The 26,091-nt window shown below is 55.1% G+C and carries 23 protein-coding genes; 13 read left to right on the top strand and 10 right to left on the bottom strand.

All coding sequences use genetic code 11. The features are described from left to right. Positions 1–25: 25 nt before the first annotated feature. Together ttrR and ttrS are read right to left on the bottom strand one after the other, a co-directional pair. Positions 26–625, bottom strand: a complete 600-nt coding sequence (gene ttrR, locus AC1RKC_RS17460; protein WP_201895678.1) for a tetrathionate respiration response regulator TtrR — start codon at positions 623–625, stop codon at positions 26–28. Beyond that, a complete protein-coding gene (ttrS, locus tag AC1RKC_RS17455; protein ID WP_400824912.1) occupies positions 603–2,357 on the bottom strand; it encodes a tetrathionate respiration histidine kinase TtrS in 1,755 nt (584 codons plus the stop codon). The genes ttrR and ttrS overlap by 23 nt, the downstream gene beginning before the upstream one ends. Before the next feature lie 153 nt (positions 2,358–2,510). On the opposite strand from ttrS, the gene ttrB reads away from it, so the two are divergent. From ttrB to ttrA, 3 genes are read left to right on the top strand one after another with little or no spacing between them, the layout of a single operon-like run. Then, positions 2,511–3,245, top strand: coding sequence for a tetrathionate reductase subunit TtrB (gene ttrB, locus AC1RKC_RS17450; RefSeq protein WP_048759620.1), 735 nt, complete (start codon positions 2,511–2,513; stop codon positions 3,243–3,245). Continuing rightward, positions 3,242–4,300 carry a tetrathionate reductase subunit TtrC gene (ttrC, locus tag AC1RKC_RS17445; RefSeq protein WP_130016243.1) on the top strand — a complete coding sequence of 353 codons (1,059 nt, stop codon included), beginning with the start codon at positions 3,242–3,244 and terminating at the stop codon, positions 4,298–4,300. The genes ttrB and ttrC overlap by 4 nt, the downstream gene beginning before the upstream one ends. Further along, complete coding sequence (gene ttrA / locus AC1RKC_RS17440; protein WP_493092525.1) at positions 4,293–7,376, top strand: tetrathionate reductase subunit TtrA; 3,084 nt, start codon at positions 4,293–4,295, stop codon at positions 7,374–7,376. Before ttrC ends, ttrA begins: the two co-directional genes overlap by 8 nt. A gap of 47 nt (positions 7,377–7,423) precedes the next feature. On the opposite strand, the gene AC1RKC_RS17435 is transcribed toward ttrA, so the two are convergent. Continuing rightward, complete coding sequence (locus tag AC1RKC_RS17435; RefSeq protein WP_020825470.1) at positions 7,424–7,978, bottom strand: SadB/YajI family lipoprotein; 555 nt, start codon at positions 7,976–7,978, stop codon at positions 7,424–7,426. A 186-nt stretch (positions 7,979–8,164) separates the two neighbouring features. On the opposite strand from AC1RKC_RS17435, the gene nrdR reads away from it, so the two are divergent. The 6 genes from nrdR (at position 8,165) to pgpA (ending at position 12,293) form a co-directional block, all read left to right on the top strand. Continuing rightward, complete coding sequence (nrdR, locus tag AC1RKC_RS17430; protein ID WP_004949256.1) at positions 8,165–8,614, top strand: transcriptional regulator NrdR; 450 nt, start codon at positions 8,165–8,167, stop codon at positions 8,612–8,614. A gap of 10 nt (positions 8,615–8,624) precedes the next feature. Beyond that, positions 8,625–9,734, top strand: a complete 1,110-nt coding sequence (gene ribD / locus AC1RKC_RS17425; RefSeq protein WP_129941081.1) for a bifunctional diaminohydroxyphosphoribosylaminopyrimidine deaminase/5-amino-6-(5-phosphoribosylamino)uracil reductase RibD — start codon at positions 8,625–8,627, stop codon at positions 9,732–9,734. Between the two features lie 119 nt (positions 9,735–9,853). After that, the gene (gene ribH / locus AC1RKC_RS17420; protein WP_012005513.1) at positions 9,854–10,324 is read left to right on the top strand and encodes a 6,7-dimethyl-8-ribityllumazine synthase; all 471 of its coding nucleotides are present in this window, start codon (positions 9,854–9,856) and stop codon (positions 10,322–10,324) included. Between the two features lie 20 nt (positions 10,325–10,344). Beyond that, positions 10,345–10,761, top strand: coding sequence for a transcription antitermination factor NusB (gene nusB / locus AC1RKC_RS17415; RefSeq protein WP_020825472.1), 417 nt, complete (start codon positions 10,345–10,347; stop codon positions 10,759–10,761). A 52-nt stretch (positions 10,762–10,813) separates the two neighbouring features. Further along, positions 10,814–11,797, top strand: coding sequence for a thiamine-phosphate kinase (gene thiL / locus AC1RKC_RS17410; protein ID WP_048759611.1), 984 nt, complete (start codon positions 10,814–10,816; stop codon positions 11,795–11,797). A gap of 1 nt (position 11,798) precedes the next feature. Further along, positions 11,799–12,293 carry a phosphatidylglycerophosphatase A gene (pgpA, locus tag AC1RKC_RS17405; RefSeq protein WP_041414271.1) on the top strand — a complete coding sequence of 165 codons (495 nt, stop codon included), beginning with the start codon at positions 11,799–11,801 and terminating at the stop codon, positions 12,291–12,293. Between the two features lie 46 nt (positions 12,294–12,339). On the opposite strand, the gene AC1RKC_RS17400 is transcribed toward pgpA, so the two are convergent. The 4 genes from AC1RKC_RS17400 to xseB all read right to left on the bottom strand — a co-directional run bounded on the left by AC1RKC_RS17400 (position 12,340) and on the right by xseB (position 16,512). Then, positions 12,340–13,314 carry an aldo/keto reductase gene (locus AC1RKC_RS17400; RefSeq protein ID WP_046374358.1) on the bottom strand — a complete coding sequence of 325 codons (975 nt, stop codon included), beginning with the start codon at positions 13,312–13,314 and terminating at the stop codon, positions 12,340–12,342. Positions 13,315–13,422: 108 nt separating this feature from the next. Continuing rightward, on the bottom strand, positions 13,423–15,288 hold the full coding sequence (gene dxs / locus AC1RKC_RS17395; RefSeq protein ID WP_404780569.1) for a 1-deoxy-D-xylulose-5-phosphate synthase: 1,866 nt from the start codon (positions 15,286–15,288) through the stop codon (positions 13,423–13,425). Between the two features lie 34 nt (positions 15,289–15,322). Next, positions 15,323–16,243 carry a (2E,6E)-farnesyl diphosphate synthase gene (gene ispA / locus AC1RKC_RS17390; RefSeq protein ID WP_020825477.1) on the bottom strand — a complete coding sequence of 307 codons (921 nt, stop codon included), beginning with the start codon at positions 16,241–16,243 and terminating at the stop codon, positions 15,323–15,325. A gap of 5 nt (positions 16,244–16,248) precedes the next feature. Further along, the gene (gene xseB, locus AC1RKC_RS17385) at positions 16,249–16,512 is read right to left on the bottom strand and encodes an exodeoxyribonuclease VII small subunit (RefSeq protein ID WP_020825478.1); all 264 of its coding nucleotides are present in this window, start codon (positions 16,510–16,512) and stop codon (positions 16,249–16,251) included. A 232-nt stretch (positions 16,513–16,744) separates the two neighbouring features. On the opposite strand from xseB, the gene thiI reads away from it, so the two are divergent. The 3 genes from thiI (at position 16,745) to AC1RKC_RS17370 (ending at position 22,168) form a co-directional block, all read left to right on the top strand. After that, complete coding sequence (thiI, locus tag AC1RKC_RS17380) at positions 16,745–18,193, top strand: tRNA uracil 4-sulfurtransferase ThiI (RefSeq protein WP_020825479.1); 1,449 nt, start codon at positions 16,745–16,747, stop codon at positions 18,191–18,193. 775 nt (positions 18,194–18,968) lie between these two features. After that, positions 18,969–20,447: a filamentous hemagglutinin N-terminal domain-containing protein gene (locus tag AC1RKC_RS17375; RefSeq protein WP_258090344.1), complete on the top strand. Its 1,479-nt coding sequence runs from the start codon at positions 18,969–18,971 to the stop codon at positions 20,445–20,447. Between the two features lie 74 nt (positions 20,448–20,521). Continuing rightward, complete coding sequence (locus tag AC1RKC_RS17370) at positions 20,522–22,168, top strand: ShlB/FhaC/HecB family hemolysin secretion/activation protein (RefSeq protein WP_493092526.1); 1,647 nt, start codon at positions 20,522–20,524, stop codon at positions 22,166–22,168. 90 nt (positions 22,169–22,258) lie between these two features. Here AC1RKC_RS17370 and yajL read toward each other — a convergent pair whose 3' ends face one another. Continuing rightward, positions 22,259–22,852 carry a protein deglycase YajL gene (gene yajL / locus AC1RKC_RS17365; RefSeq protein ID WP_046374354.1) on the bottom strand — a complete coding sequence of 198 codons (594 nt, stop codon included), beginning with the start codon at positions 22,850–22,852 and terminating at the stop codon, positions 22,259–22,261. After that, positions 22,815–23,726 (bottom strand): 2-dehydropantoate 2-reductase, encoded by a 912-nt coding sequence (gene panE, locus AC1RKC_RS17360; protein ID WP_046374353.1) that lies wholly within the window; start codon positions 23,724–23,726, stop codon positions 22,815–22,817. The genes yajL and panE overlap by 38 nt, the downstream gene beginning before the upstream one ends. 167 nt (positions 23,727–23,893) lie before the next feature. Here panE and AC1RKC_RS17355 point away from each other — a divergent pair, with 167 nt between their 5' ends. Beyond that, positions 23,894–24,385, top strand: coding sequence for a YajQ family cyclic di-GMP-binding protein (locus AC1RKC_RS17355; protein ID WP_020825482.1), 492 nt, complete (start codon positions 23,894–23,896; stop codon positions 24,383–24,385). A 201-nt stretch (positions 24,386–24,586) separates the two neighbouring features. Here AC1RKC_RS17355 and AC1RKC_RS17350 read toward each other — a convergent pair whose 3' ends face one another. Continuing rightward, positions 24,587–25,951: an MFS transporter gene (locus AC1RKC_RS17350; RefSeq protein WP_020825483.1), complete on the bottom strand. Its 1,365-nt coding sequence runs from the start codon at positions 25,949–25,951 to the stop codon at positions 24,587–24,589. Between the last annotated feature and the right edge of the window lie 140 nt (positions 25,952–26,091).

The following is a 26,091-nucleotide window of genomic DNA, read 5'->3' as shown; positions in this document are numbered from 1 at the left end:
CCGGCATTTTTTTGCCTGAAAATCGCTAATCCAGACTGGTTAGCGTTAGTCGGTTAAGCGTGTTCACCAGTTCTGCCAGGCTACCCGCCTGCATTTTTTCCATCACTCTGGCCCGATGCACTTCGACGGTGCGTACCGCGATAAAGTGATGTTCGGCGATCTGTTTGTTGGTCATTCCTGCGGCTACCGCACGGGCAATATCGCGTTCGCGCGGTGTCAGCGCGCCGAAAAGCTGTTGCCGTTGGCGTTGCTCAACCTGACGTTGCGAATGGATAATGCCGCGCTCCAGTGCTTCAATCAGCGGCGCGGCGGCGATCGGTTTTTGTAGAAAATCGACGGCTCCCAGCTTCATTTCCTCCACGGCCATGGCTATATCGCCGTGACCGGTGACGATCACCACTGCCAGCGTACTGTTTTGCCGCCGCAGCTGTTGATGAACCTGTTGCCCATCAATCCCCGGCATCCGGATATCCAGCATGACGACGCCGCATTGATAGGGATCGATGCTGTCGATGAATTTTTGACTGTCGTGCCAGGTTTGTACCCGATAATTCAGCCCTTCGAGTAAAAAGCGGCAGGCGTCGGTAACGGCAAAATCATCATCAACCAGATGTATCAGCGCCATAGCTGGGATCCTTTTGAATGACAGGGAAGTGCAGAATCACGCGCAGCCCCTGTCGTTGTGGGGAAGCTAAGTAATTTTCCAGCGTCAGCTCTGCGCCTTGGCCCTTCAACAGCCGCTGGCAGATCACCAACCCTAACCCGAGACCTTCCTGTTTGGTACTGCGGAAGGGCACGAACGGCAGTGCCAGTTGTTCGTCGCTGAGCCCGCCGCCATCGTCTTCAACGATCAACCGGTGCTGATGTGCGTCGGCTTCGTGGCGCAGCGTGATTTGTTGGGCACCCGCCTGCAGGCTGTTGCTCAACAGATTGGTGAGCACTTGCTCTAATAACGTCGCCTGGCTGTACAGCTGGCTCTGCGACGGGATGTTAATGGTTAATCGGCACTGCGGATGCTGTTGTTTTATTTGCATCAATTGGATGACGTGTTCCACCAGCGGGCGCAGTAACAGCCATTGTGCATTTTCGTCATGGGGTGTTTTGCTGGCCCAGCGTCGCAAGTTAACGATACTCTCCGCACCACGCTGCGCCTGCTGGCCAATCTGTTCGAGGATTGGCAGCAGTTCATGTTGGTTGTCGCTGCGCTCCAGACGGATACGACACCCTTCCGCATAGTGGCGGATCGCCGCCAGCGGTTGGTTAAGCTCATGGGCAAAACCGGAGGCCATTTCGCCCAGGGCGCTGAGGCGCTGCGCCCGGGCCAGAGCAGTTTCTCTGGCACGTAGCGTCTGGTGCATTTGTTCGAGTTGGCGCCCGCGGCGGCGTACCAGATAACCTACCCACAGATGATTGGCGCCGAGCAATACCATCACCCCGAAAATTCCACTGAGCAGCAGCCAATGCTGCTGTGCCCAAAGGTACAGTTCCTGCCAGAGAGAACGCTGCGTCGGGTGGATATTCAGATCCTGCAGCAGCTGATTAACCTGACGTGATGACGCCGGGGCTCCCCAAACCGGCAAACCGGGGGTGTTCATCTGCAGCAACTGGCGAGTTAATTCGTCTGCCAACCGGTCCGGCACGTGGTTTAAGGCGGCAAAGGACCAGTTAGGGTACAGTTCGGTGCTGGTCAGGCAGCGCTGGTCGCTTTGCTTCGCCAGCAGTGCGCGATAATCACCGGCCTGCAGTAATCCTTCCGCCTGCATTTTTTCCAACAGGCAAACCGGCACAATCACCGCATCCAATGCCCGATCGCGCAATTGATACAGTAGAGCATCCGCCGGGTAACCGCTGAAGTGCAGCTGAAGATCTTTCTCCGGGTTCAGCCCCGCGGAAAGCAGTTCTTTGTAACCCAGCAGGTAGCCGCCAAAAGCATCGGTAGCGACGGCACCAACGTTCTTTCCGGTCAGTTGGCGGGGCGTGGTTATTGGACTGTCGCTGCGCACCAGTATGACGCTGCCGACGACGTTGCTTGAGCCCTGCAGAGGGGGTTGGGCTGAACGCAGTGAAACCAGCCAGCGCAGTGGATAGCGGTTATCCAGTTGAACGTATTGAGCCGGGTTGGTGAGCAGAAAATCGACGCGCTCGCTGCGGACGGCCTCTTTCATACCGCTGAGGCTCACTGGCGACAGTTGGAAATGGTCTGCGGGAAACTGGCGGTTAAGATGATCGACCAACGGCTGCCATTGGACCAGCGCATGGGCATCGCCACGCAGCGCCAGCACCGCTATCGTCCATTGTTCCGCCCAGGCTGAGCTCAACCAACTGCCCAGCAACAGAAGTAGCGCTGCTCTTTTCACATCATCTCCGCTTTTATGATCCCCATCACCGGTCTGAATTGTCCTGGATCAAGCCGTCGACGGTAATGTGGTAAACCACAATATTGGCGACCGGTTGCCCTTTTTACACTCCCTTGTATCAGTTCCCCGGCAGGTACTTATTGGGAGAAATCAATGGACAGTGGGAAACGTCAGTTTTTACAACGGCTAGGTGCGCTCACCGCCGGCGCTGCGCTGGTGCCGCTGGCGCAGTCAGGTTGGCAGTTACAGCCGGCCCGTCGCGAAGGCAACGGTGAAAAACGCATGGCGATGCTGATTGATTTGCGTCGCTGCATTGGCTGTCAGGCATGCACGGTCAGTTGCGCGGTGGAAAACCAACTGCCTCAGGGGCAATTTCGCACCAGTGTACTGCAATATCAGGTCACCCTGGAGGGCCAGGCATCGACCACCAACGTGCTGTTGCCACGGCTGTGCAATCACTGCGATAACCCGCCCTGCGTGCCGGTTTGCCCGGTACAGGCCACTTTCCAGCGGCAGGACGGCATTGTGGTAGTCGATAACACCCGTTGCGTTGGCTGTGCCTATTGCGTACAGGCCTGCCCTTATGAGGCGCGCTTTATCAACCATGAAACTCAAACCGCGGACAAATGCACGTTCTGCGTGCATCGGCTGGATGCCGGACTGCTACCGGCCTGTGTCGAATCCTGTGTCGGAGGCGCACGGATGATTGGCGATCTTAACGATCGTCAGGGAGTGTTGAGGCGCACTTTGGAACAGCACCAGCCTCAGCTCAAGGTACTCAAGCCCGAGCAGGGCACGCATCCGCAGGTTTTCTATCTGGGGCTGGATGAGGCTTTCGTCAGCCATGTCCGGGGGCAACCGGCGTTGTGGCAGGAGGTGCACGCATGATCCGCGAAATCATGGCCCGTCCGCAGGAGATCGCCTGGCTGCCCTGGGCGGTGCAGTATTTCTTCTTCATCGGTTTGGCCTGCGGCAGCGTCGTTATTGCCGTCTGGCTGCGCTGGCGTGAACCCAACAAAACGGTCCGGCTGGAACTGGCCGCCGTCTCGTTGGCAGTCGTGAGCGGCACCGTGGCGCCATTGGCTCTGAGTGCCGATCTGCACCAACCTGCCCGTATCTGGCATTTTTACGCGCACTTTACGCCCTGGTCGTGGATGTCGCTCGGCTCGCTGTTCTTGCCGCTGTTTACCCTGCTAGTGATGGGCTATTTCGCGCTGCTGATGCGTAGCCGGTTGAGAGCGGAAACCTTGCCATTCTGGGCGCGTTGGTTACAGATATTCCCGGCCTGGCGCGAGGAAAAATGGCTACGTTGGGTGGCGCTGGCCACCTTGCTTTCGGCAGCCAGCATCTTGCTCTACACCGGGCGCGAGGTATCCGTCCTCAGGGCGCAGCCGCTGTGGTACAGCCTGTGGTTGCCCTGGTTGCTGTTGCTTACCGCTGTGCAGGCCGTTCCGCCGCTGTTGGCCTGCTGGTTGCGGTACGAACCGCAATGGCAGCCACGTCTGGCTGGCTATCAGGCAGTGAGTTTGCTGTTGCTGTGCTTCTCTTGCCTTGGCTGGTGGCTGGATGGCAGCACGTCCTCTGCCGCGTTGCATCGCTTGGCAAGTCAAGGCGTGGTTTGGCGTTTGGCCGGCATCGCCGTTGTCGTCTCGATCTTGTTGTTGTTGGCGCTGGCCTGGCGAGTTCGCAGCCAAGCGCTGGGGGCAAAAGGGTTGCTGGGCCAGTGCATGGTCGCGCTGTTGCTCTGCTGGGGTGTGCGTTGGCTGCTGCTGATGCAAACCCAGACGCTGCCTAAGTTCAACGTATTAACCAATCCCTATGTGCTACCGCTCGGCAGCGAAGGGCTGTTGGCGATTCTGGGCACTTTGGGGTTGTGGATAGCGTTAATTATTGGGATCCGTGAATTACAGCATCAGTTGATGGAGAAAAAACATTATGGCTAAGTCAACGCGGCGTCAGTGGTTAAAAGGCGGCCTGGCCCTGGGCGGGTTGACGCTGTTCGGCGCCAGCTACAGCGAGATGGTTCAGAAGGTGTTTACCGGGCTGCGCGACGGCAGCAGCGGTAAATTGACGCTGGACAGGATCAGCGCCAACGCCTTGCCGACCGAAGGGCGTCGGCACCCCGATGGCTGGCAGGCCAACCCACAGCAGGCAGTATCGATGACCCAGTGTTTTGGCTGTTGGACGCTATGCGGGGTGCGGGCCAGGGTGGATCGCCAGAACCACCAGATCTTGCGGATCGCCGGTAATCCTTACCATCCGCTATCTCACGATCGTCACTTTCCCTACGCTTTGCCGGTGGCGGACGCGCTCAACCGTCTGGGGGGCGATGAGGGCCTTGAACAACGCTCGACGGCCTGCGCCAGGGGCGCGACCTTGCTGGAGGGATTAACCAGCCCTTACCGCGTGCTGGAGCCGATGAAGCGGGTAGGGCCGCGCGGCAGCGGGCAGTGGCAACGCATCAGCTTTGAACAGCTGATTCAGGAAGTTGTGGAGGGCGGCGATCTGTTTGGCGAAGGGCCGATCGAGGGGCTGCGGGCTATCCGCGATCTCGACACGCCGCTCGATCCGGCTCAGCCTTCGTTGGGCCCCAAGGCCAATCAACTGTTGGTCACCAATGCCGGCGATGAAGGCCGGGACGCGTTCATCAAACGTTTCGCGCAAAACGCCTTCGGGACACGTAACTTCGGTCATCATGGTGCCTATTGTGGATTGGCCTATCGTGCCGGTTCCGGGGCTTTAATGGGCGATTTGGAAACCAATGCCCACGTCAAACCGGACTGGGATAATTTGCGCTTTGGCCTGTTTCTCGGCACTTCACCGGCGCAGTCCGGCAACCCGTTCAAGCGCCAGGGGCGCCAACTGGCCAATGCCCGCATGCGCGACGAGTTTCGTTACGTGGTCGTGGCTCCGGCATTGCCGTTGACCACGACCCTGGCCAACGATCACAACCGTTGGGTGCCGGTGTTGCCCGGTACAGACTCTGCGTTGGTCATGGGGATGATCCGCTGGATTATCGAACAGGAACGTTATAACGCAGACTACCTGGCGTTGCCAGGCGAGGTGGCAATGCAGGCCGCCGGTGAAAAAAGCTGGACCAATGCCACGCATCTGGTAGTCACCGATGAAGATCACCCCTTGTGCGGACAGTTTTTGCGTCAGACACATCTGGACGGCAGCACGCCAGGAGAGTCAGAGAGTTCGCCTTTGGTATGGGATGAGCAGCGCGGTCAGCCGGTAGCGGCCAACCTGGCGCTGCAGGGGCCGTTGCGGGTAGATCAACCATTACAGTTGGCCGACGGTTCGCAGGTTCGGGTGCGTTCGAGCTTCCTGTGTCTGCAACTGGCGGCTGAGCGCTTTACGCTGGCTGAATACAGCGCGCGCTGCGGCGTCAGTGCCGAGACCATTGCCGCACTGGCCAAAGAATTCACCTCTTACCAACGGCAAGCGGCGGTGATTGCTCACGGCGGCATGATGAGCGGCAACGGCTTTTATAACAGTTGGGCGGTGATGATGCTCAACGCGCTGATCGGCAACCTGAACCTTAAGGGCGGTGTTTCGGTGGGCGGCGGCAAATTCAAAGAGTTTGCCGACGGGCCACGCTATAACCTCAAGACGTTTCCCGGCATGGTGAAACCGAAAGGATTGGTGCTATCACGCAGCAAGCAGGCGTATGAACAATCCGACGAATATCGCCGCAAGCTTGAGCAAGGGGAAAAACCTTACCCGGCGCGCGGGCCTTGGTACCCGTTCGTGGCGGGTCAGTTCACCGAACAGTTGGCACCGGCGCTGATGGGATATCCCTACCCGCTAAAAGCCTGGATCAGCCATATGGGCAACCCGCTGTATGGCGTGGCCGGTTTGCGTGAGGTGGTTGAGCGTCGGCTGAAGGACCCGCGGCAGCTACCGCTGTTTATTGCGATCGATGCTTTTATTAACGAAACCAGTGCGCTGGCGGACTATATCGTCCCGGATACGCATAACTTCGAGAGTTGGGGCTTTACCGCCCCCTGGTCCGGTGTGATGGTGCGGGCGAGTACCGCGCGTTGGCCGGTGGTGCCGTCACGTACGGCGAAAACGGCCGATGGGCAGCCGGTGGCGCTGGAGAGCTTTGTCATTGCGCTGTCTAAAGCTCTGGGGTTACCGGGCTTTGGCGACGGCGCATTGCAGGATCCACAGGGTAACCGCTTCGGGCTGCACAATGCCGAAGATTATTATCTGCGGGCGGCGGCCAACGTGGCTTTTGCCGGTGAACCGCTGCCCGAGGTGACGGAAAGCGAGCTGCGATTGACCGGGGTCGATCGCCTGCAACCGGCGCTGAATAGCGTGTTGAAAGCGGATGAGCGACTGCGTGTGGGCTATCTGCTGGCGCGCGGTGGGCGTTTTGCGCCTTATGAGCAGGCCTGGCGTGGCGATGAAACCGGCCCGCAGTGGAAAAAGGGATTGAATATCTGGAACGAAGAGGTGGCCCGCCACCGCCATGCGATGACGGGAGAGCGCTATAGCGGCTGTCCGACCTATTACCCGCCGCGTTTTGCCGACGGCTCTGATGTCGGGGAGCACTATCCGCCAGAGGCATGGCCGTTCCGTTTGATGTCGTTCAAATCGCATCTGATGAGCAGCTCTACGGCACCGATCGATCGCTTGCGTGCGGTGAAACCGGTCAATCTGGTGGCGCTGAATCCGGCCGATGCGCGACGCTATGCGCTGCGGCATGGCGATCGGGTCAGGTTGCAGACCCCGGGGGGCAGCGTCGAAGCCCAGATCAGCCTGCTGGATGGTGTGATGCCTGGCGTAATTGCTATTGAGCATGGTTATGGCCATCGTGAGATGGGCGCGCGGACGCACACACTGGATGGTCAACCGTTGGCCGCGGATGCACGCATTGCCGCCGGCATTAATCTCAACGACCTCGGTTTGCCCGATCCGACCCGCGAAATCAGCAATAGCTGGCTGGATTGGGTCAGCGGCGCGGCGGTGCGCCAGGGGTTGCCGGCAAGGCTGCAGCGGTTGAGCTAAGCAGTAGGCCCACGCTCGGTCAAGGCCGGGAGTGGGCATTCAAAAGCTTAGTGCTGAGGGACGGCGGCCGTAGTGGGCTCTACGCTGTGCAGCCGCACATAGCCTAATTGCTCAGGCGTCAGGCCGCTGAAACGCAGCTCAAAGCTGTATTCTGTTTTTGGCAGCAGCGAGTCCGCGGTGGCGATAGGTTGTGAAAGCGCATCGGCCGTCAGCGGTTTACCGGTGGCCGCATCTAGCTGGCCCCATTCCACTACCGCCTTGAACGCAGGCAAGGAGGCTTGTGACAAGGTGCGAACGTGCAACAAGGCCTGGGCGCCGTTAGCCTCGGTTTTTACGTGGCTAAGTGACACGCTCAGTTCGCCGAGATTGCTGTGCAGACGGGCGGCATTATTGGCTGCAGGCACCAGATAGACGCCGCTGGTGGAGTTCTGATTCAGCTGGTTTTGCTGTTCCAGCGCCGTGGCCTGATTGGTCAGGATGGTGAGTTTCTGATTCAGTTCAACCACCTGGTTACGCAGCTTCGGCACTTCGCGAGTTTGTGCGCATCCGGCCAGCAGAACCAGTGCGCTGAGCAGGCAAATTTTGGGGTAACGGGTTGTCATGGCGGGTATTTCCTATTCAACATCTCCTGATATCAGCTTAGCCCGGCTGGTGGGGAAAGTCATGTTCGTCGCCTTTTGGGGCGCTATTTCGAAGAGGGGCTCGCAACAAATAACCGGCGGCCTTTGTTGTGACCGCACTTCGGGGTAAACTGTTCTTAACTATGAAAACGTTTATCAGGACGTGTTATGCATTGCCCTTTCTGCGCCGCCGTTGATACCAAAGTCATTGATTCTCGCCTGGTGGGTGATGGTTCGCAGGTGCGCCGTCGCCGCCAATGTCTGGTTTGTAATGAACGTTTCACCACCTTTGAAGTGGCTGAACTGGTGATGCCGCGGGTCATAAAAAGCGATGAAGTTCGCGAGCCCTTCAACGAAGACAAACTGCGTCGTGGCATGCTGAAAGCGTTGGAAAAGCGCCCGGTCAGCTCCGACGACGTGGAAAACGCGATTAACCACATTAAATCCCAACTGCGCGCCACCGGCGAGCGTGAAGTGCCGACTAAACTGGTGGGCAACCTGGTGATGGATGCGCTGAAAAAGCTGGATAAAGTGGCCTATATTCGCTTTGCCTCGGTTTATCGCAGCTTTGAAGATATCCGCGAATTCGGCGAAGAGATCGCCCGTCTGCAGGACTAAGGGAGCTTTGATGCATAACGACGAATTGTATATGGCGCGCGCCTTCGAACTGGCGCGGCTGGGGCGTTTTACTACGGCACCTAACCCTAACGTCGGCTGCGTGATTGTGCGCGATGGCGAAATCGTCGGCGAAGGCTACCATGTGCGCGCCGGTGAACCCCATGCGGAAGTGCATGCGTTGCGCATGGCGGGCGAAAAAGCCCGTGGTGCCACGGCTTACGTCACGTTGGAGCCTTGTAGCCACCATGGCCGCACGCCGCCTTGTGCCGATGCATTGGTCGCCGCCGGTATTACCCGTGTGGTTGCGGCGATGCAAGATCCTAATCCGCAGGTCGCCGGTCGTGGTCTGTATAAGCTGCAGCAGGCCGGGCTGGACGTACGCCACGGTGTGATGCTGGCCGAAGCCGAGGCGGTGAATCTGGGCTTCCTCAAGCGCATGCGCACCGGCTTCCCTTATGTACAACTGAAGCTGGGTGCCTCGCTGGATGGGCGCACGGCAATGGCCTCTGGCGAAAGCCAATGGATCACCTCTGAGCAGGCGCGTCAGGACGTGCAGCGGTTGCGGGCGCAAAGCGCCGCGATTCTCAGCACCAGCGCTACGGTGCTGGCTGATGATCCGTCACTGACGGTTCGTTGGGATGAGCTGGACGCCGAAACTCAAAGCATTTATCCGCGTGAAAACCTGCGCCAGCCGTTGCGCATTATCCTCGACAGCCAAAATCGCGTCACGCCTCAGCATCGGGTGGTTAATCAGCCGGGTGCAACCTGGTTGGCACGCCTGCAGGCGGACGCTCAAACCTGGCCGCAGGACGTCGAGCAACTGACGTTTCCGGCGCACGGCGGCGGAGTCGATCTGGTGGTGATGATGATGCAACTGGCGAAACGCCAGGTGAACTCGATCTGGGTAGAGGCCGGTGCACAGCTCGCCGGTGCCTTGCTGCAGGCGGGGCTGGTCGATGAGCTCATTTTGTACATCGCGCCAAAACTGTTGGGCGATAATGGCCGCGGTCTGTGTCAACTGCCGGGCCTTGAGCGTCTGGCCGATGCGCCGGAGTTTGTTTTCAGCGAAGTACGGCAAATTGGCCCCGATTTGCGGCTGCGGTTGAAGGCAAAATACTGAATTTAATGCCCGCGAGCCGGGGCGGTCAGCGTTTTACAAAACCGCCCGCGCAGGCAGATAAAGAATGTGATAGAATCCGCCCCCCTGCGGGGTATTGAACCCATTTTTAAGGAAAGCCCATGAAAGTTATCGAAGGTGTTGTTGCTACTCCAAATGCCCGTGTGGCGATCGCAATTGCACGTTTTAACAATTTCATCAACGACAGCCTGCTGCAAGGTGCTATCGATGCACTCAAGCGCATTGGCCAGGTTGCTGACGACAACATCACCGTTGTCTGGGTCCCGGGCGCTTACGAGCTGCCGCTGACTGCACGCGTGCTGGCTAACACCGGCAAATACGATGCGGTTATTGCACTGGGCACCGTTATCCGTGGGGGCACCGCGCACTTCGAATATGTCGCGGGCGAAGCCAGCTCCGGCCTGGGCAGTGTTTCTTTGAACACTGAAATCCCGGTTGCCTTTGGCGTGCTGACAACCGAGAGCATCGAACAGGCTATCGAACGTGCCGGCACCAAAGCGGGCAACAAGGGTGCTGAAGCTGCTCTGACCGCACTTGAAATGATTAATGTTATCAAAGCTATTAAAGCCTGAATTTAGTTAAGGGGAATTCCGTGAAACCTGCTGCTCGTCGCCGCGCTCGTGAGTGCGCTGTTCAAGCGCTTTACTCTTGGCAGTTGTCTAAAAATGACATTGCCGATGTTGAACACCAGTTCCTGACGGAGCAAGATGTCAAAGATGTGGACATCGCCTATTTTCGGGAGCTGCTGTCCGGCGTGGCGGTGAATGCAGGTCTGCTGGATGGCCTGATGGCACCTTACCTGTCGCGTCAGCTCGAAGAGCTGGGCCAGGTGGAAAGAGCCGTTCTGCGCATTGCGCTGTTTGAGCTGAAAATGCGTGAGGACGTGCCGTACAAGGTGGCTATCAATGAAGCGATCGAGCTGGCGAAAACCTTCGGCGCTGAAGACAGCCACAAGTTTGTGAATGGCGTGCTGGATAAAGCAGCACCAAGCATCCGCAAGAAAAAATAAAAAATTAAGGCCGGTATCCCCGGCCTTAATTTCTTCTATTGGAACATCGACCATGGCATGTGGCGAATTTGACCTCATTGCCCGCTATTTTGACCGGTTTAAGAGTCTGCGCCGGGACGTACAGTTGGGCATTGGAGATGACTGCGCACTCCTGACAGTGGCAGAAAAACAGCTTTTGGCCGTCAGTACCGATACCCTGGTTTCGGGCGTTCACTTCCTGCCGGACATCGATCCGGCCGATCTCGGCTACAAAGCGTTGGCAGTTAACCTGAGCGATCTGGCGGCTATGGGCGCGGATCCAGCCTGGCTTTCACTGGCATTAACCCTGCCGGAAGTGAATGAGCCCTGGTTGAAGGCGTTCAGCGACAGTCTGTTCGAACAACTTAATTATTACGGCATGCAGTTGATTGGCGGCGATACCACGCGTGGCCCATTGAGCATGACGCTGACGATCCACGGTCTGATCCCGGCCGGCCGGGCGTTGACCCGTGGCGGCGCACGTATTGGCGATTGGATCTACACCACCGGTACGCTGGGTGACAGTGCCGCCGGGTTGGCTGTTTTGCAGGATCGCCTGCAGGTGGCGGACGCTGACGCTCGTGATTACCTGATTGGGCGCCATCTGCGACCCCAGCCGCGGGTGCTGCAAGGGCAGGCGCTGCGCGATCTGGCCAGCTCGGCGATTGATATTTCGGACGGTCTGATTTCCGATCTGAAGCACATATTAAAAGCCTCCGAGTGCGGTGCGCGCATCAATTTGGATGAGCTGCCGCTGTCGCAGGCGCTAAGCAGCCACACCGATGCTGAACAGGCGTTACGCTGGGCGTTGACCGGCGGAGAGGATTACGAGCTGTGCTTCACCGTACCGGAGATCAATCGCGGCGCGTTGGAAGTGGCGTTGAGCCATTTGGGCGCGGATTACACCTGCATTGGTCAGATTGGCCCGCTTTCGGAAGGCATCAAGTTCTATCGCAACGATGAAGCGGTTGAGCTGCCATGGCACGGTTTCGATCATTTCAGCGAAGGGCAGGCGTAACATGGATGAAGCAACACGTCGCTTGCGGATGAGCAATCCGTGGCACCTGTTGGCAACCGGCTTCGGCAGCGGTTTGTCACCGGTGGTACCGGGCACCATGGGGTCGCTGGCGGCGATCCCGTTCTGGTTATTGTTGATCCAACTGCCGTGGCAACTCTATTCGCTGCTGGTGATGTTCAGCATCTGCATCGGCGTTTATTTGTGCCACCAGACGGCCAAAGATATGAAGGTCCATGATCACGGCAGCATCGTCTGGGACGAATTTGTCGGGATGTGGATCACGCTGATGGCGCTGCCGGTCAACGACTGGCAGTGGGTTGCCGCGGGCTTTGTGATTTTCCGCATTCTGGATATGTGGAAGCCGTGGCCGATCCGTTGGTTCGATCGCAACGTGCACGGTGGCATGGGGATTATGATCGACGACATCGTCGCCGGGGTGATTTCCGCCGGTATCATCTACCTGATTGGTCATCACTGGCCTGCCGGGCTGTTCTGATGACAAGGGCGCAGTTCATCATGCTGCGCCCTTGATACTCACTGTACTATTCAAATCCTGTCACATGATGCGGCACATAAGCCGTTTCCAGCTCGGCTATCTCTTCCTGCGTTAATTCAAGATCGACGGCAGCGACGGCGTCTTCCAGATGTTCGTGACGTGACGCGCCGATGATTGGCGCACTGACGACCGGCTTGCTCAATAGCCATGCCAGAGCGATTTGCGCCCGAGATACGCCGCGTTCTTGCGCAATGCTTGCCACGCGTTCGGCGATGATGGCGTCAATGCCTTCGGTTTCATCGTACAAGTTTTTGCCGACCTGATCGGACACCAGTCGCGCGGTGGTTTCACCCCATGGGCGGGTCAGGCGCCCACGTGCCAGCGGGCTCCAGGGCAGCACCGCGATGCCCTCGGCGGCGCACAGCGGCAGCATCTCTCGCTCTTCTTCCCGCTGGATCAGGTTGTACTGATCCTGCATGCTGACAAAACGCGTCCAGCCGTGCAGATCGGCGGTATAAAGTGCCTTGGCGAACTGCCAGGCGTACATCGAAGACGCGCCGATATAACGCGCCTTGCCGGCTTTCACCACCTCATGCAGCGCTTCCAGCGTCTCTTCCAGCGGCGTTTCATAGTCCCAACGGTGGATCTGCAACAGATCAACGTAGTCGGTGCCCAGTCGCTGCAAGCTATCGTCGATGGACTGCATGATTTTAGCGCGCGATAGCCCAGACTCGAGATTGCTCATCGGGAAATAGACTTTGGTGGCGAGCACTACTTCGTCACGGCGAGCGTAATCGCGCAGCGCCCGGCCGACGATCTCTTCGCTGCTGCCATCTGAGTAACTGTTGGCGGTATCGAAGAAGTTGATGCCGGCATCCAGCGCCTGTTTCAGCAGCGGGCGACTGCTTTCTTCCGGTAGCGTCCAGGCATGGTTGCCACGGTCGGGTTCACCGTAGGTCATGCAGCCGAGGCAGATGCGGGAAACGTTCAGGTCGGTATTGCCCAGTTTCAGATACTTCATGCTTTCCTCCCGGTATCAGCACAGAACTTTAACTGTAGCGGGTTTTCGGGCGAGGCAAATGAAAACGCCCCCGCAATGCGGAGGCGTCGGTCAAATCAGGCGCGAAAATTATTGCGCCAGCCAGACCTCAATCTTCTGCTGTATCCCTGCGGCATCCAGACCCAGATCGACACGCACCTCTTCCTGGCTGCCTTGTGAGATAAAGCTGTCCGGCAGGCCGATATTCAGTACCGGGATAGCGCGACGCTTGGCCATCAGCAACTCGTTAACACCGCTACCGGCACCGCCCATAATGGCGTTTTCTTCCAGCGTGACCAGCACGTCATGGCTGGCTGCCAGCTCCAGCACCAGCTGTTCGTCCAGCGGTTTTACGAAGCGCATATCCACCAGCGTGGCATTGAGCGCTTCCGCCACCTGCGCAGCTTCCGGCAGCAAGGTGCCGAAGTTCAGGATCGCCAGTTTTTCACCTTCACGGCGGACAACGCCTTTGCCGATCGGCAGCGCGCTAAGGGGCTCCAGCGGCGCGCCGGTACCCGTACCGCGAGGGTAACGTACGGCGCTTGGGCCTTCGTTATAGTGATAACCGGTGTAGAGCATTTGGCGGCATTCGTTCTCATCACTTGGCGTCATGATCACCATAGTCGGGATACAGCGCATGAATGACAGATCGAATGCACCCTGGTGAGTCTGGCCGTCAGCGCCGACAATACCGCCGCGATCGATGGCAAACATCACCGGCAAATTTTGAATCGCGACGTCGTGGATCAGTTGATCGTAAGCGCGCTGCAGGAAGGTGGAGTAAATCGCCACCACCGGCTTGTAGCCGCCAATTGCCAACCCGGCAGCGAAGGTCACCGCGTGCTGTTCGGCGATCGCTACGTCAAAATATTGCTGCGGATAGTCGCGGGAGAATTGGACCATGCCCGAGCCTTCACGCATTGCCGGGGTAATCGCCATCAGTGAGCTGTCTTTGGCGGCGGTTTCGCACAGCCAATCGCCAAAGATTTTTGAATAGGTCGGCAGGCCGCCGGCACTTTTCGGCAGGGTACCGCTGGCAGGATCGAATTTGGGTACCGCGTGGAAGCTGATCGGGTCTTTTTCTGCCGGTGCGTACCCACGGCCCTTTTTGGTCATGATATGCAGCAGTTGTGGGCCTTTCAGGTCACGCATGTTCTTCAAGGTAGCGACTAGTCCCTGAACGTCATGGCCGTCGACCGGGCCAATGTAGTTAAAGCCCAGCTCTTCGAACAGCGTGCCCGGCACGACCATACCTTTCAGGTGTTCTTCGGTACGCTTGACCAGCTCTTTGATTGGCGGCAGGCCGGACAGCACTTTTTTACCGCCCTCACGCAGGGTGGAGTAAAGCTTGCCGGACAGCAGCTGCGCCAGATGATTGTTCAGCGCACCGACGTTTTCCGAAATCGACATTTCATTGTCGTTAAGCACCACCAGCATATCCGGATCGATATCACCGGCGTGGTTCATGGCTTCAAATGCCATACCGGCGGTGATGGCGCCATCGCCGATAACGCAAACCGTACGGCGGTTTTTGCCTTCGCGAGCCGCAGCTACCGCCATGCCGAGACCGGCGCTGATCGAAGTCGAGGAGTGACCAACCGACAACACGTCATACTCACTTTCCGCACGCCATGGGAAAGGGTGCAGGCCATTTTTCTGGCGAATGGTGGAGATCTTGTCGCGGCGACCGGTCAAAATTTTATGCGGGTAAGCCTGATGACCCACGTCCCACACCAGATGATCGAAGGGGGTGTGGTACACATAGTGCAACGCCACCGTCAGTTCGACGGTTCCCAGCCCGGAGGCAAAGTGGCCGCTGGAACGGCTGACGCTGTCCAGCAGGTATTGCCGAAGTTCGTCACACAGTTTCGGCAGGCTCTCTTTCGGCAGCGAACGGAGTTCATCGGGATTTTCCGCTAGCGCCAGGGTCGGGTATTTGGCTATATCAAGACTCATTCGATACTCATATCAGAGGAGTTAACGTCACACGTTAATTGTCGCGTTCAATAATGAAGCTGGCTAACGCTCGCAATGGCGCTGTGTTATAAGATTGTGCTGCCAAAGTGTCTAATGCAGCTAAAGCTTCCTGATAGAGATCCCACGCTTTTGCTTTCGCGCTGTCAAGCCCGAGCAAAGCTGGATAGGTGCTCTTTCCGTGTTGCTGGTCCGCCCCCTGGCGTTTACCGATTTTTTCGGTTTCGCCGACCACGTCCAAAATATCATCCTGCACCTGAAAAGCCAGGCCTATCGCGGCGGCGTATCGGTCAAGCTGCGGTAGCGCTTTACGGCCGGGTTCACCGGCGGCCAGAGCCCCAAGGCGAACTGCTGCGCGAATTAACGCGCCGGTTTTGTGGCGATGGATCTGTTCCAACGCTTCCAGACCTATCTGCTTATCTTCGGCTTCCAGATCCAGCGATTGCCCACCGCACATGCCGGCAACGCCGCTGGCGGTGGCCAGCTCGGAAACCATCGCCAACCGATCGCGCAGCGCCACGTCGGGCATGTCGGCATCGGCCAGAATGGTGAATGCCAGCGTTTGAAGCGCATCTCCGGCCAGAATGGCATTGGCCTCGCCAAATTTGATGTGGCAGGTTGGCTGACCGCGACGCAGATCGTCGTCGTCCATGGCCGGCAAGTCGTCATGGATCAGCGAGTAGGCGTGAATGCATTCTACCGCAGCTGCGGGAGCATCCAAATTATTCAGTGATACGCCAAACATCTGCCCGGTAGTGTACACCAGAAACGGACGCAGGCGTTTCCCGCCCAGCAGTGCACCGTGACGCATTGCCGCCACCATATTGCCATCGTTGAATGGCAACGGTGCGATAAAATCCAGCAGCGTACGGTCGGCCCGCTGGCGCAAGGCCTGCAACTGGTCAGAAAAAGCGGTCTGTTGGACAGTTTCGGACATGGTGATTACTCGGCATCCGGTGTGAAAGGCGTCAGCGCAGCATCATCGGCGCTGTCGTTAAGCAAAATTTGTACGCGTTGCTCCGCCTGCTGCAGCTTCTGCTGGCCCTGACGCGCCAACTGCACGCCGCGTTCGAATTCATTCAGCGCGTCTTCCAGCGGTAACTCACCCGATTCCAGACGCGTCACGATGTTTTCCAGCTCGCTTAGGGAGCTCTCAAAGCTGACGTTTTGCTCTGTACTGTCTGATTGTGCAGGTTTTTTCGGCATAATTTTCTTTTTACATCATCATGTGAACAGTGGCGCCAGAGCCTATCCTAGCGGATCTTGATTGGCAAATCATGGCGCGCATGTGTGGTTTTGTGCACCGAGACTCACCAGATAGTGATATACTCTGCGCCGCAAATGCGATTGATAAAACATTCGGCAACCCCGTGGGTTTTATCAATCGCATATACATTGTAAATCCTTTTCCCTCGTAATTCTGACAATAAAGACCGCCATGAAGTTTATCATTAAATTGTTCCCGGAAATCACCATCAAGAGCCAATCTGTGCGCTTGCGCTTTATCAAGATCCTCTCGACCAGTATCCGTAACGTCCTGAAGCAGTATGATGAAACACTGGCGGTCGTCCGTCACTGGGATCATATCGAAGTTCGCGCCAAAGATGAAAACCAGCGGCCGGTAATTGCCGACGCGTTAACGCGCATTCCCGGCATTCATCACATTCTGGAAGTGGAAGACCGCGAATATACCGATATCCACCATATTTTCGAGCAGACGCTGGAAGCCTACCGCGAGCAACTGCAGGGGAAAACTTTCTGCGTGCGCGTAAAGCGCCGCGGCAAGCAGGACTTCAATTCGCAAGACGTTGAGCGTTACGTTGGTGGCGGTCTGAACCAGCACATTGAGAGCGCGCGCGTTAAACTGTCGCACCCGCAGGTGACGGTTAACCTGGAAATCGAAGACGACAAGCTGATGCTGGTCAAAGCCCGTCGTGAAGGCATTGGCGGTTACCCGGTGGGCACTCAGGAAGACGTGCTGTCGCTGATTTCCGGTGGTTTCGACTCGGGCGTTTCCAGCTATATGCTGATGCGCCGTGGTTGCCGCGTGCATTATTGCTTCTTCAATCTGGGCGGCGCCGCGCATGAAATTGGCGTGCGGCAGGTGGCTCACTACCTGTGGAACCGTTTTGCCAGTTCGCACAAGGTGCGCTTTATCGCCATCGATTTTGAACCTGTGGTCGGCGAGATCCTCGAGAAGGTCGAAGACGGTCAAATGGGCGTGGTGCTTAAGCGCATGATGGTGCGCGCCGCTTCACAGATAGCGGAGCGTTATGGCGTGCAGGCTCTGGTGACCGGTGAGGCGCTGGGACAGGTTTCCAGCCAAACATTGACTAACCTGCGTTTGATCGACAACGCATCCGATACGCTGATTCTGCGTCCGCTGATCTCCCACGACAAAGAGCACATCATCAAAGTGGCGCGTGAGATTGGCACCGAAGACTTCGCCAAGACTATGCCGGAATACTGCGGCGTGATCTCGAAAAGCCCGACGGTGAAGGCGGTCAAAGCCAAAATCGAAGAAGAAGAAGCTCACTTTGACTTCAGCATTCTCGATCGCGTGGTCAGCGAAGCCAAGAACGTGGACATTCGCACCATCGCCGAGCAGACGCAGGAACAGGTTACCGAAGTGGAAACCGTGGCGGCGTTTGGCGCTGACGAGGTGATTCTGGATATTCGTTCTAATGACGAGCAGGAAGACAAGCCGCTGAAGCTGGATCAGGTTGAGGTGAAACCGCTGCCGTTCTACAAACTCAGCACCCAGTTTGGCGATTTGGACCAGAGCAAAACCTACCTGCTGTACTGTGAGCGTGGCGTAATGAGCCGCTTGCAGGCGCTGTATTTGCTGGAGCAGGGCTACAACAACGTCAAGGTCTACCGTCCGTAGTTTTTCATCCATCGGCTGATGCCTGGGTCTTAAACTGCCGCGTTGATTAACCTCCCCACTGACTTGCGCCGAGCAAGTCAGTGGGGAACCGCTATATCCTAAAGTGAATTACATAGGTATACGCTTTTGTATTTTTAAATATCTCCTGCACGCTCTAAAACGTCTCGTAATTGGATGATCGCGCTATCCCTCCTTTCTGAATCAAAGTATTCCCCTAAAAGAAAAATACTACCCTTTATAGTTGTTAAGGGGCGCGTGTTATGAGATTTACCATCAAATTTAAATAAGATTATTTAATTTTATTCTATGTTTTTTAGATAATCCATATGGACTGGTTGAGTTATTTTATTATGTTTTCAGTTAATGTTTATAATGATATTTTTTATATCAATGTTTCATTTGTTTTCATTTTATTTTTTAATTTGTAATGCAAGGTTATTAATTTTTTTATGATATTGATGTGATTAACCTATTGTGAGTTGACGGCTGGAGTAGGTTTTTATTGACAATGTTTGGTCACGAGGTAAAGATGTTTTTTCGTTATTTTCATATGCGTCATTTAAAATGAATTCTTCACATTTTATGTTGTTTACTGGTTGATTAATTCAAAGGGTGAATGGTTTTGATTCCACCATGCGGAATTATTTATGTATTCATCAATGACGTCTTAAATCAACGGTGGATTACAAGGAAAGAATTTATCGCGGATAAGCCATGAGTATTCTCGATAAATACTAATGTAAGTGAACCTATTTAAGGAAATAATTTTGTGAAAATGAAAACAATGTCTTTTGTATTGTCTTCGCTGGCAATCCTGTGTCAAAGCAGTGCTGCATTTGCGGATATTACTCCGCAGCAAGGAAGTGCCAGCGTGAGTAACATCAATAATGTCCCTGTAGTGAATATCAAGGCAGCAGGCACCGATGGAGTATCCCACAATCAGTACTCACAGTTTGATGTTGATCAGAGAGGGGTTGTACTGAACAACAGCGTTGGGGGGAGCACTTCTGGCTTGGCTGGCGCCTTGGCTGGTAATAGCAATCTTGCCAACGGTGCTGCCAGCATGATTTTGAATGAGGTTAATTCATCAAACAAAAGCATCTTGAATGGCATGGTGGAGGTCGCGGGCCAGCGAGCTAACGTCGTCATCGCTAACAAATCAGGTATCACCTGTAACGGCTGCGGATTTATCAACGCTAATGATGGCGTGTTGACAACCGGGGAACTGCAGTTTAAAAACGGGACTTTCAGCGGTTATCAGGTGACACAGGGTGAAGTGAGCTTTGACGGGAAAGGGTTACAAAAAGGCGATGTCGATTATACGGCAGTGTTGGCCCGGACCGAAAAAATCAATGCGGCGCTTAATGCCAAGACGCTGTTGGTTGTTGCCGGTAAAAACGATATTAGTGCCAATATGGCAAGTATCCAAAAGTTACCCAGCGAGAAACAGGCTAATCAGAGCATTAGCGGTGTTCAGATTATCTCTGGCAGCAAAGGTAAAACGATTAAATTGACTGGGGCTTCACCTGCTACGGACTCGTCGGTTAAGCCTGACGTGTCAATCGATGTCTCGGAGTTGGGGGGAATGTATGCGGGGCGCATTACGCTAATTGCCAACGAGCAAGGGATTGGCGTTAATCCTGCCAAAGGTATTAATAATCGGGGCATCATTCAGACCAATGAGCGTGGCGTGACGCTCCTCTCCGAGGAATTAACCAACAGTGGGACTATTTCCTCTTCCGGTCCACTAAATATGAGCAGTTCTGCCCTGGTTAACAGTGGGGCATTAAAAACTAATAGCTCCTTATCGATTAGCTCGGGGAGTTTTAAAAATTCAGGTAATATAGAATCTGAGGCGGGGTTAAGAATAGGGGCATCGACTTTAGAAAATAAACCTAATGGGGTTATTAATTCTAAAGGCCCAATGCTGATCAGTAGCAGCCAGCTGGTTAACCAGGGAGCGATAAAATCGACAGAGGGGGCTCTGAAGATGACTACCAGCGCCTTTAAAAACGATAACGGAGGTGTTATTGAGTCTAAAGGTCTATTATCTGTTAATGGCAGCTCTGTGCTGAATAAAGGTACCATCACCTCCAGGCAGTCATCCGTCAGCTTCACAGATACGACATTTGCTAACACAGGAAAGGTTGAAGCCGCTGGTAATATTAGCCATAAAGGTTATTACTTTGTTAATAATGGTTCAATGACGGCCCAGAGTGGGTTTGTTACGAATAACGGCAAGAAGATAAAATAAACCATAAGACACTGTGGTCATTAATATTCTCCCCACTGAACGGTGGGGTGTTTTTCTTTTCTGTGTGTCTTAAAATGAAAATATATCATATAGCCTTACTTGTCGTTTTTACCTTTCCTGTGAACAGCTTTTCCTCCTCTATTAGTGTTTCATTGGAGCAGCAGGCGATCAGCCAGGAACACACGATAAGTAATACGTTAAAGAAATTATCGCCTACTCAGCAGGCTATTCTGACGCCGCAGACTGAAGAGCTCAGCGATGGGGTTTTCTTTCCTCAGGAGAAATCCTGCTGGAAAGTGAAAAAGGTGGTGTTAATCAGTCAAGAAGATCCTGGTAGTTTCATCAGGCATTTATCTCAGTCAGCTAATGGCCGCTGCCTGGGGGTTGTCGGGGTAAGCAATCTGCAAAGGGCCATGCAGAATTATATTATTGAACAAGGGCTCATCACTACCCGTGTAATAATATCAAACTACCATCAGGCAACCGGTGCATTAACGGTGATTATTGCCTATGGAAGAGTTGGGGAAATTAAACTCACCGCTAATAGCAGTCACTACTTTCATCCAGATTTTACGTTTCCGTTACGACATAATGAAGTACTGAACCTGCGCAATATCGAGCAGGGTCTGGAGAATATGAATCTGATGCCGAATGCGGTTTCAACTATCCGCATTGTGCCGGGAGAAGAGCCTGGTCAAAGTGACATAGAGGTTTTTCGCAAGCAGAGCAAATATTGGCGGTTGACCACCTGGGCGGATGACTCCGGTTCTAGAGCCACGGGCAGGTATCAGGGCGGGCTGGCCTTGTTTCTTGATAATGTGACCTCGCTTAACGATGTGTTCTATGGATCAATAACACGTAATTTTCCGGCCTCTGTGAACCGGGGGAATAATTATCGCTCGCTTAATTATTCGATACCTTATGGTTTTTGGTCACTGAATCTGTTTACGGGGAATAGCCGCTACCATCAACAGATAATGGGCAATGGCATAAGTTATCGCTACCTGGGGGCTTCTGAATATTGGGGGGGACAGATAAGCCGTACTTTATGGCGGGGAAGAAGCCAGAAAACCACCCTGAGTAGTCAATTGTTACAGCGCAAATATTACTATTATTTGAACGATACTGAAATTAATCTGCAACGAAGCCGCCTGTCCAGTCTGAAGCTAAGTGTTAATCATCTTCATTATTTTGAACGTGCTAAAATAAACTTGTCTCTGGATTATACTAAAAGCATGTCATGGTTTAATGCCCGCAGGGAAGCTGATGCCGCGCGTCCATTCAGTCATATCATTAGAGCCAATGCCAGTTTGCTGTCCCCCTTTTCCTGGTCTGATTTTTCATTGAGATACCTAGGTGAGTTATCGTTACAAACGTCTAATTACGCGTTGCCTATTCAGGATAAGTCGAGTATCGGTGATAGAACGACCGTTAGGGGATTTAGTGGTGATTACAAGCTGCTGGGGAGCAGTGGCGGATATTGGCGTAATACAATAGCCTTGGACAGCCGTTATATCCAGCCTTATGCCGGGATTGATTATGGATATATTATGAAAAAAAATGATGATTTTGGCGGTGCTCTGGCCGGTGGCGTCATTGGCCTACGGGCGAGTAAGTGGAATGCCTATGTTGATATCTTTGCAGGCGCGCCATTAATTAAACCAATGGCATTACCTGCAGATCAGACTGTCCTGGGATTTTCAGTTCAGATGAACTTCTAATTTATAGCAAGCTCGTTGCTGTAGCATGTCTCTTAGGGGATAGTCAGCGGCGTGGTGTGGCATGACTCTCCCCCTTTAACGGTGAGATCCCTAGTTATCGCGGAAATCGTACATCCCCGGAATCAAGACCAGCTGAGCGGCGATCTCCGCCGCTTTGGCTTTCCCCAGCAGCAAATCAATCAGCTTCAGCGCAAACTCCATCGAAGTTCCCGGCCCCTGGCTGGTGAGCAGGTTAACACGCGCATCGTATACCACACGTCGTTCCATCCATTTATCGGCCGGAATCTGTTCTTTCAGCCCTGGGAAGCCGGTCATATTGCCGACGGGGAACAGATCGTGATGTTGCAGCACCAGCGCGGGTGCTGCACAAATGGCGGCGACGATATTGCCCTGCAGATGCATCTGACGCACTTTCTCCACCAGCAGCGGGCTGTCGCGGAAACACTCGGCACCTTTCAGGCCGCCGGGCAGCACTATCGCGTCGAAGGGATCATCGACAATAGACACCAGCGCCGCATCTGCCAGCAGCTTGACGCCGCGTGAGCAGACAATGGTCAGGTCGCCATCGCCGGCTACGCTGGCTGTAGTGACTTTGATGCCCGCCCGAACCAACAGATCTATCGTGGTGACGGCTTCGATTTCTTCGCTACCAGGTGCCAGGCAGACCAGCGCCGATACGCTCATATTCATTTTCCTTTCGCTTAATCAATTCAAACAGTCGCGCGTTCTCCGGCAGAGTCACGCCGTGGCTGCGTGCGCGACGCAGCAGATAGCCGGTAATGTAGTCGATCTCGGTATGCCGCTGAGTGCGGATATCTTGCAGCATCGAAGAGACGTTGTCCGCAGTGCTCTGGATCACCTCCATCACATACTGCTGTAAGCCTTCGCAGGAGGTATGGTAACCCTCCATCGCCATCACGCCGGCGACTTCACGGCAGATGGCCTCAATTTGCTCCGGATAGCGCTGCAAATCGCCATTGCGGCAGTTATACAGGGCCGTTAACGGATTAATCACACAGTTGACCGCAAGTTTGCGCCAGTTCGCCGAGGCAATGTTGTTATGCCAGGCGACGTCAGGCAGTGCCTGATGCAGCACTTCCGCCAGGTGGCTGAGCGAAGTCGCCGCCGGAGATGTCGGGCCGATATGGGTGGTGCCGCCGGCAACATGGATAATAGTGCTGCCGTCATGGCGTGCCGCATGGGTGGTGGTACCCTGCAGTATCGGCTGGTTGTTCGGCGGCAGCTCGTCCTGCGTGCCCATGCCGTTATGCAGCAGCAGGATGGCGCAACGCGGGTGCAGCTTCGGCAGCAGGGCGCTAACCGCCCCAGAGACTTGCCAGGCTTTTAGCGTGACCAGCAACAGTTCGCTTTGGGCCAGATGTTCAGGATCGTTGGTGGGCAAATTACGGTTGAACGAGAGGCCTTCAGGCTCAATGACGTTCACTGCGCAAAAGGGTTGCGGTACTCGTAACCATCCCTGTACGTCATGGCCTTGCTGATAAAGCCGGGAGAGCCACAGCTGTCCGAGCGCGCCGCAACCAAGAACAGTTATTTTCATCCAGACTCCTTGGGGTAACGGGAAGAACGCCCAGTATCTATCCTATAATTATAGACTTTTCTGCTGCGCGGCGGGGCCGGCAAATTTTGTCTGAGGCGCTAAAGCGGTTATCATGCTCGGCATCGAAATCGCCTATCGCATTAGGCTCTAATTCAGGAGGAAGAAGTATGCCATCTTTCGACATTGTTTCCGAAATTGATATGCAAGAAGTACGTAACGCCGTTGAGAACGCCACGCGCGATCTTGGTACCCGTTGGGATTTCCGTAACGTGCCGGCCAGCTTTGAGCTGAACGAAAAAAACGAAAGCATCAAGGTTGCCAGCGAATCTGATTTTCAGGTGCAGCAGCTGCTCGATATTCTGCGTGAAAAACTCAGCAAGCGCAGCATTGACGGCGGCGCGCTGGAGATCCCCGAAGAGCTGACCCACAGCGGTAAAACCTACAGTGTGGAAGCCAAGCTGAAGCAGGGTATTGAAGCCGCCCAGGCGAAGAAAATCGTCAAGCTGATCAAAGACAGCAAGCTGAAAGTTCAGGTGCAGATCCAAGGGGATGAAGTACGGGTAACCGGTAAATCACGCGACGACCTGCAGGGCGTGATGGCGCTGGTGCGCGGTGCCGATCTGGGGCAGCCTTTCCAGTTCAAAAACTTCCGCGACTGATCCTTTCGCCAAGAAGAATATATTGATGGGGCCGGCTTGCCGGCCCTTAGTCTGATGACAAACACCCGAAAAACGTGGTTTTCGGATGTTTGGGGTAAATCAGAAGATATAATCCTTTGTTTTTATTAGCCCCAAGTTCAGGACTTTTAACTGCGAAGGGCTTTATCAGCAATCTGGGGGCCGGCTTGCCGGCCCTTTTCTTTACAGCGAATTCACCAGCGCTTCCAACTGACCGCGGTTGGTTTGCTTGGTATCGACCTTTACGTAGGCGCTGCGTTCTTCCGGCACCACAATCGCTTCTGCTACACCCGGCTGGGCCTTCAGGCGGCTTTCCAACGCCGAGTCTTTCACTGCCAGTTCCGACAGCGTAATACGCAGGCTGCTCACGTACGGCGGTTCCTGCATGGTGCTGCTGACCATAAACCAGATGGCGGCTAAAACTGCCCCGGCGATAAAGACCAATCCCGCGCCCTGTAGGCCGTACAGAAATCCTCCCAGGCTGCCGCCAATCGCCACGCCGATAAACTGGCTGGTGGAGTAAACCCCCATGGCCGTGCCTTTATAGCCCGCCGGCGACTCTTTACTGATCAGGGAAGGTAGGATCGCTTCCATCACGTTGAACGCCATAAAGAACAACTGAACGCCAGCAATAATGCCCCAAAGATGCGCGCCAGACAGCCACAGCAGCACTTCAGCACAGAACAATACCGCCACGCAGCCCATAAACACCTGCTTCATGCGGCGCTTCTTTTCGGCATAAATGATAAACGGCACTACGGCGGCGAAAGACACCAGCATGGTGACCAGATAGACAATCCAGTGTTCGCTGGGCGCCAAACCGGCTTTTTCCATCGCTAATGGCAGTGCCACGAAGCTGGACATCAACAAGATATGCAGGCACATGATGCCGAAATTCAGTTTCAGCAGGCGGGAATTGCTCAACACCTTGCTGAAACTGCCACGGACTATACTGGATTCGCGGTTCAGCACGTGGCTGCTGGCGGAAGGCACGACCGCCAGGGTGATGACGATACCGGCCAATGCCAGCACGGCAATCATCCAGAACAGCGCATGCAGACCAAAAGCGTGGGTGACTATCGGGCCGACCACCATGGCGATGGCGAAGGTAATACCGAAGCTGACGCCGATGAATGCCATCGCTTTGGTACGGTTCTGTTCCCGGGTGAGATCAGACAACAGTGCCATCACCGCTGCGGCGATAGCCCCTGAGCCTTGCAATGCCCGGCCGAGGATCACCCCCCAGATGGAGTCGGTGGCGGCGGCGATCACGCTACCCAGCGCGAAGATCAACAGCCCGCCGACAATCAGCGGCTTGCGGCCGATGCGGTCGGAAATCAGGCCGAAGGGAATTTGGAACACCGCTTGCGCCAGGCCGTAAATGCCAATGGCGATACCGATCAGCGTTTCGCTGGCGCCGTTCAACGCCATACCGTAGGTGGTCAGTACCGGCAGCACCATAAACATGCCGAGCATGCGCAGTGAGAATACCGTTCCTAATCCCCAGGTCGCCCGTCGTTCCAGCGGGGTCATTGCATTATCGTTCATTAAAACCTCATTAAAAGCCATTCCGTCAGGTTATCGGTGATAACGCCTGATGGGATAGCTTCTGTTAAAACTGCGTCATTTTAGTGTGAAGGGCAGGGGGGGTAAATCTAATGTTGTTTAGCAGATATTACAGTTCGTCG

The organism is Serratia sp. GW822-FHT06E05, from assembly GCF_058799445.1.
Note: the sequence above shows the minus strand (reverse complement) of the source record. Positions and strands in the feature narration are given on the sequence as shown.

What these genes read in the sequence shown, in the direction of transcription:
- ttrR (WP_201895678.1), bottom strand. Translation starts at nt 625, where the DNA reads ATGGCGCTGATACATCTGGTTGATGATGATTTTGCCGTTACCGACGCC.
- ttrB (WP_048759620.1), top strand. Translation starts at nt 2,511, where the DNA reads ATGGACAGTGGGAAACGTCAGTTTTTACAACGGCTAGGTGCGCTCACC.
- ttrC (WP_130016243.1), top strand. Translation starts at nt 3,242, where the DNA reads ATGATCCGCGAAATCATGGCCCGTCCGCAGGAGATCGCCTGGCTGCCC.
- ttrA (WP_493092525.1), top strand. Translation starts at nt 4,293, where the DNA reads ATGGCTAAGTCAACGCGGCGTCAGTGGTTAAAAGGCGGCCTGGCCCTG.
- AC1RKC_RS17435 (WP_020825470.1), bottom strand. Translation starts at nt 7,978, where the DNA reads ATGACAACCCGTTACCCCAAAATTTGCCTGCTCAGCGCACTGGTTCTG.
- nrdR (WP_004949256.1), top strand. Translation starts at nt 8,165, where the DNA reads ATGCATTGCCCTTTCTGCGCCGCCGTTGATACCAAAGTCATTGATTCT.
- ribD (WP_129941081.1), top strand. Translation starts at nt 8,625, where the DNA reads ATGCATAACGACGAATTGTATATGGCGCGCGCCTTCGAACTGGCGCGG.
- ribH (WP_012005513.1), top strand. Translation starts at nt 9,854, where the DNA reads ATGAAAGTTATCGAAGGTGTTGTTGCTACTCCAAATGCCCGTGTGGCG.
- thiL (WP_048759611.1), top strand. Translation starts at nt 10,814, where the DNA reads ATGGCATGTGGCGAATTTGACCTCATTGCCCGCTATTTTGACCGGTTT.
- pgpA (WP_041414271.1), top strand. Translation starts at nt 11,799, where the DNA reads ATGGATGAAGCAACACGTCGCTTGCGGATGAGCAATCCGTGGCACCTG.
- AC1RKC_RS17400 (WP_046374358.1), bottom strand. Translation starts at nt 13,314, where the DNA reads ATGAAGTATCTGAAACTGGGCAATACCGACCTGAACGTTTCCCGCATC.
- dxs (WP_404780569.1), bottom strand. Translation starts at nt 15,288, where the DNA reads ATGAGTCTTGATATAGCCAAATACCCGACCCTGGCGCTAGCGGAAAAT.
- ispA (WP_020825477.1), bottom strand. Translation starts at nt 16,243, where the DNA reads ATGTCCGAAACTGTCCAACAGACCGCTTTTTCTGACCAGTTGCAGGCC.
- xseB (WP_020825478.1), bottom strand. Translation starts at nt 16,512, where the DNA reads ATGCCGAAAAAACCTGCACAATCAGACAGTACAGAGCAAAACGTCAGC.
- thiI (WP_020825479.1), top strand. Translation starts at nt 16,745, where the DNA reads ATGAAGTTTATCATTAAATTGTTCCCGGAAATCACCATCAAGAGCCAA.
- AC1RKC_RS17375 (WP_258090344.1), top strand. Translation starts at nt 18,969, where the DNA reads ATGAAAACAATGTCTTTTGTATTGTCTTCGCTGGCAATCCTGTGTCAA.
- AC1RKC_RS17370 (WP_493092526.1), top strand. Translation starts at nt 20,522, where the DNA reads ATGAAAATATATCATATAGCCTTACTTGTCGTTTTTACCTTTCCTGTG.
- yajL (WP_046374354.1), bottom strand. Translation starts at nt 22,852, where the DNA reads ATGAGCGTATCGGCGCTGGTCTGCCTGGCACCTGGTAGCGAAGAAATC.
- panE (WP_046374353.1), bottom strand. Translation starts at nt 23,726, where the DNA reads ATGAAAATAACTGTTCTTGGTTGCGGCGCGCTCGGACAGCTGTGGCTC.
- AC1RKC_RS17355 (WP_020825482.1), top strand. Translation starts at nt 23,894, where the DNA reads ATGCCATCTTTCGACATTGTTTCCGAAATTGATATGCAAGAAGTACGT.
- AC1RKC_RS17350 (WP_020825483.1), bottom strand. Translation starts at nt 25,951, where the DNA reads ATGAACGATAATGCAATGACCCCGCTGGAACGACGGGCGACCTGGGGA.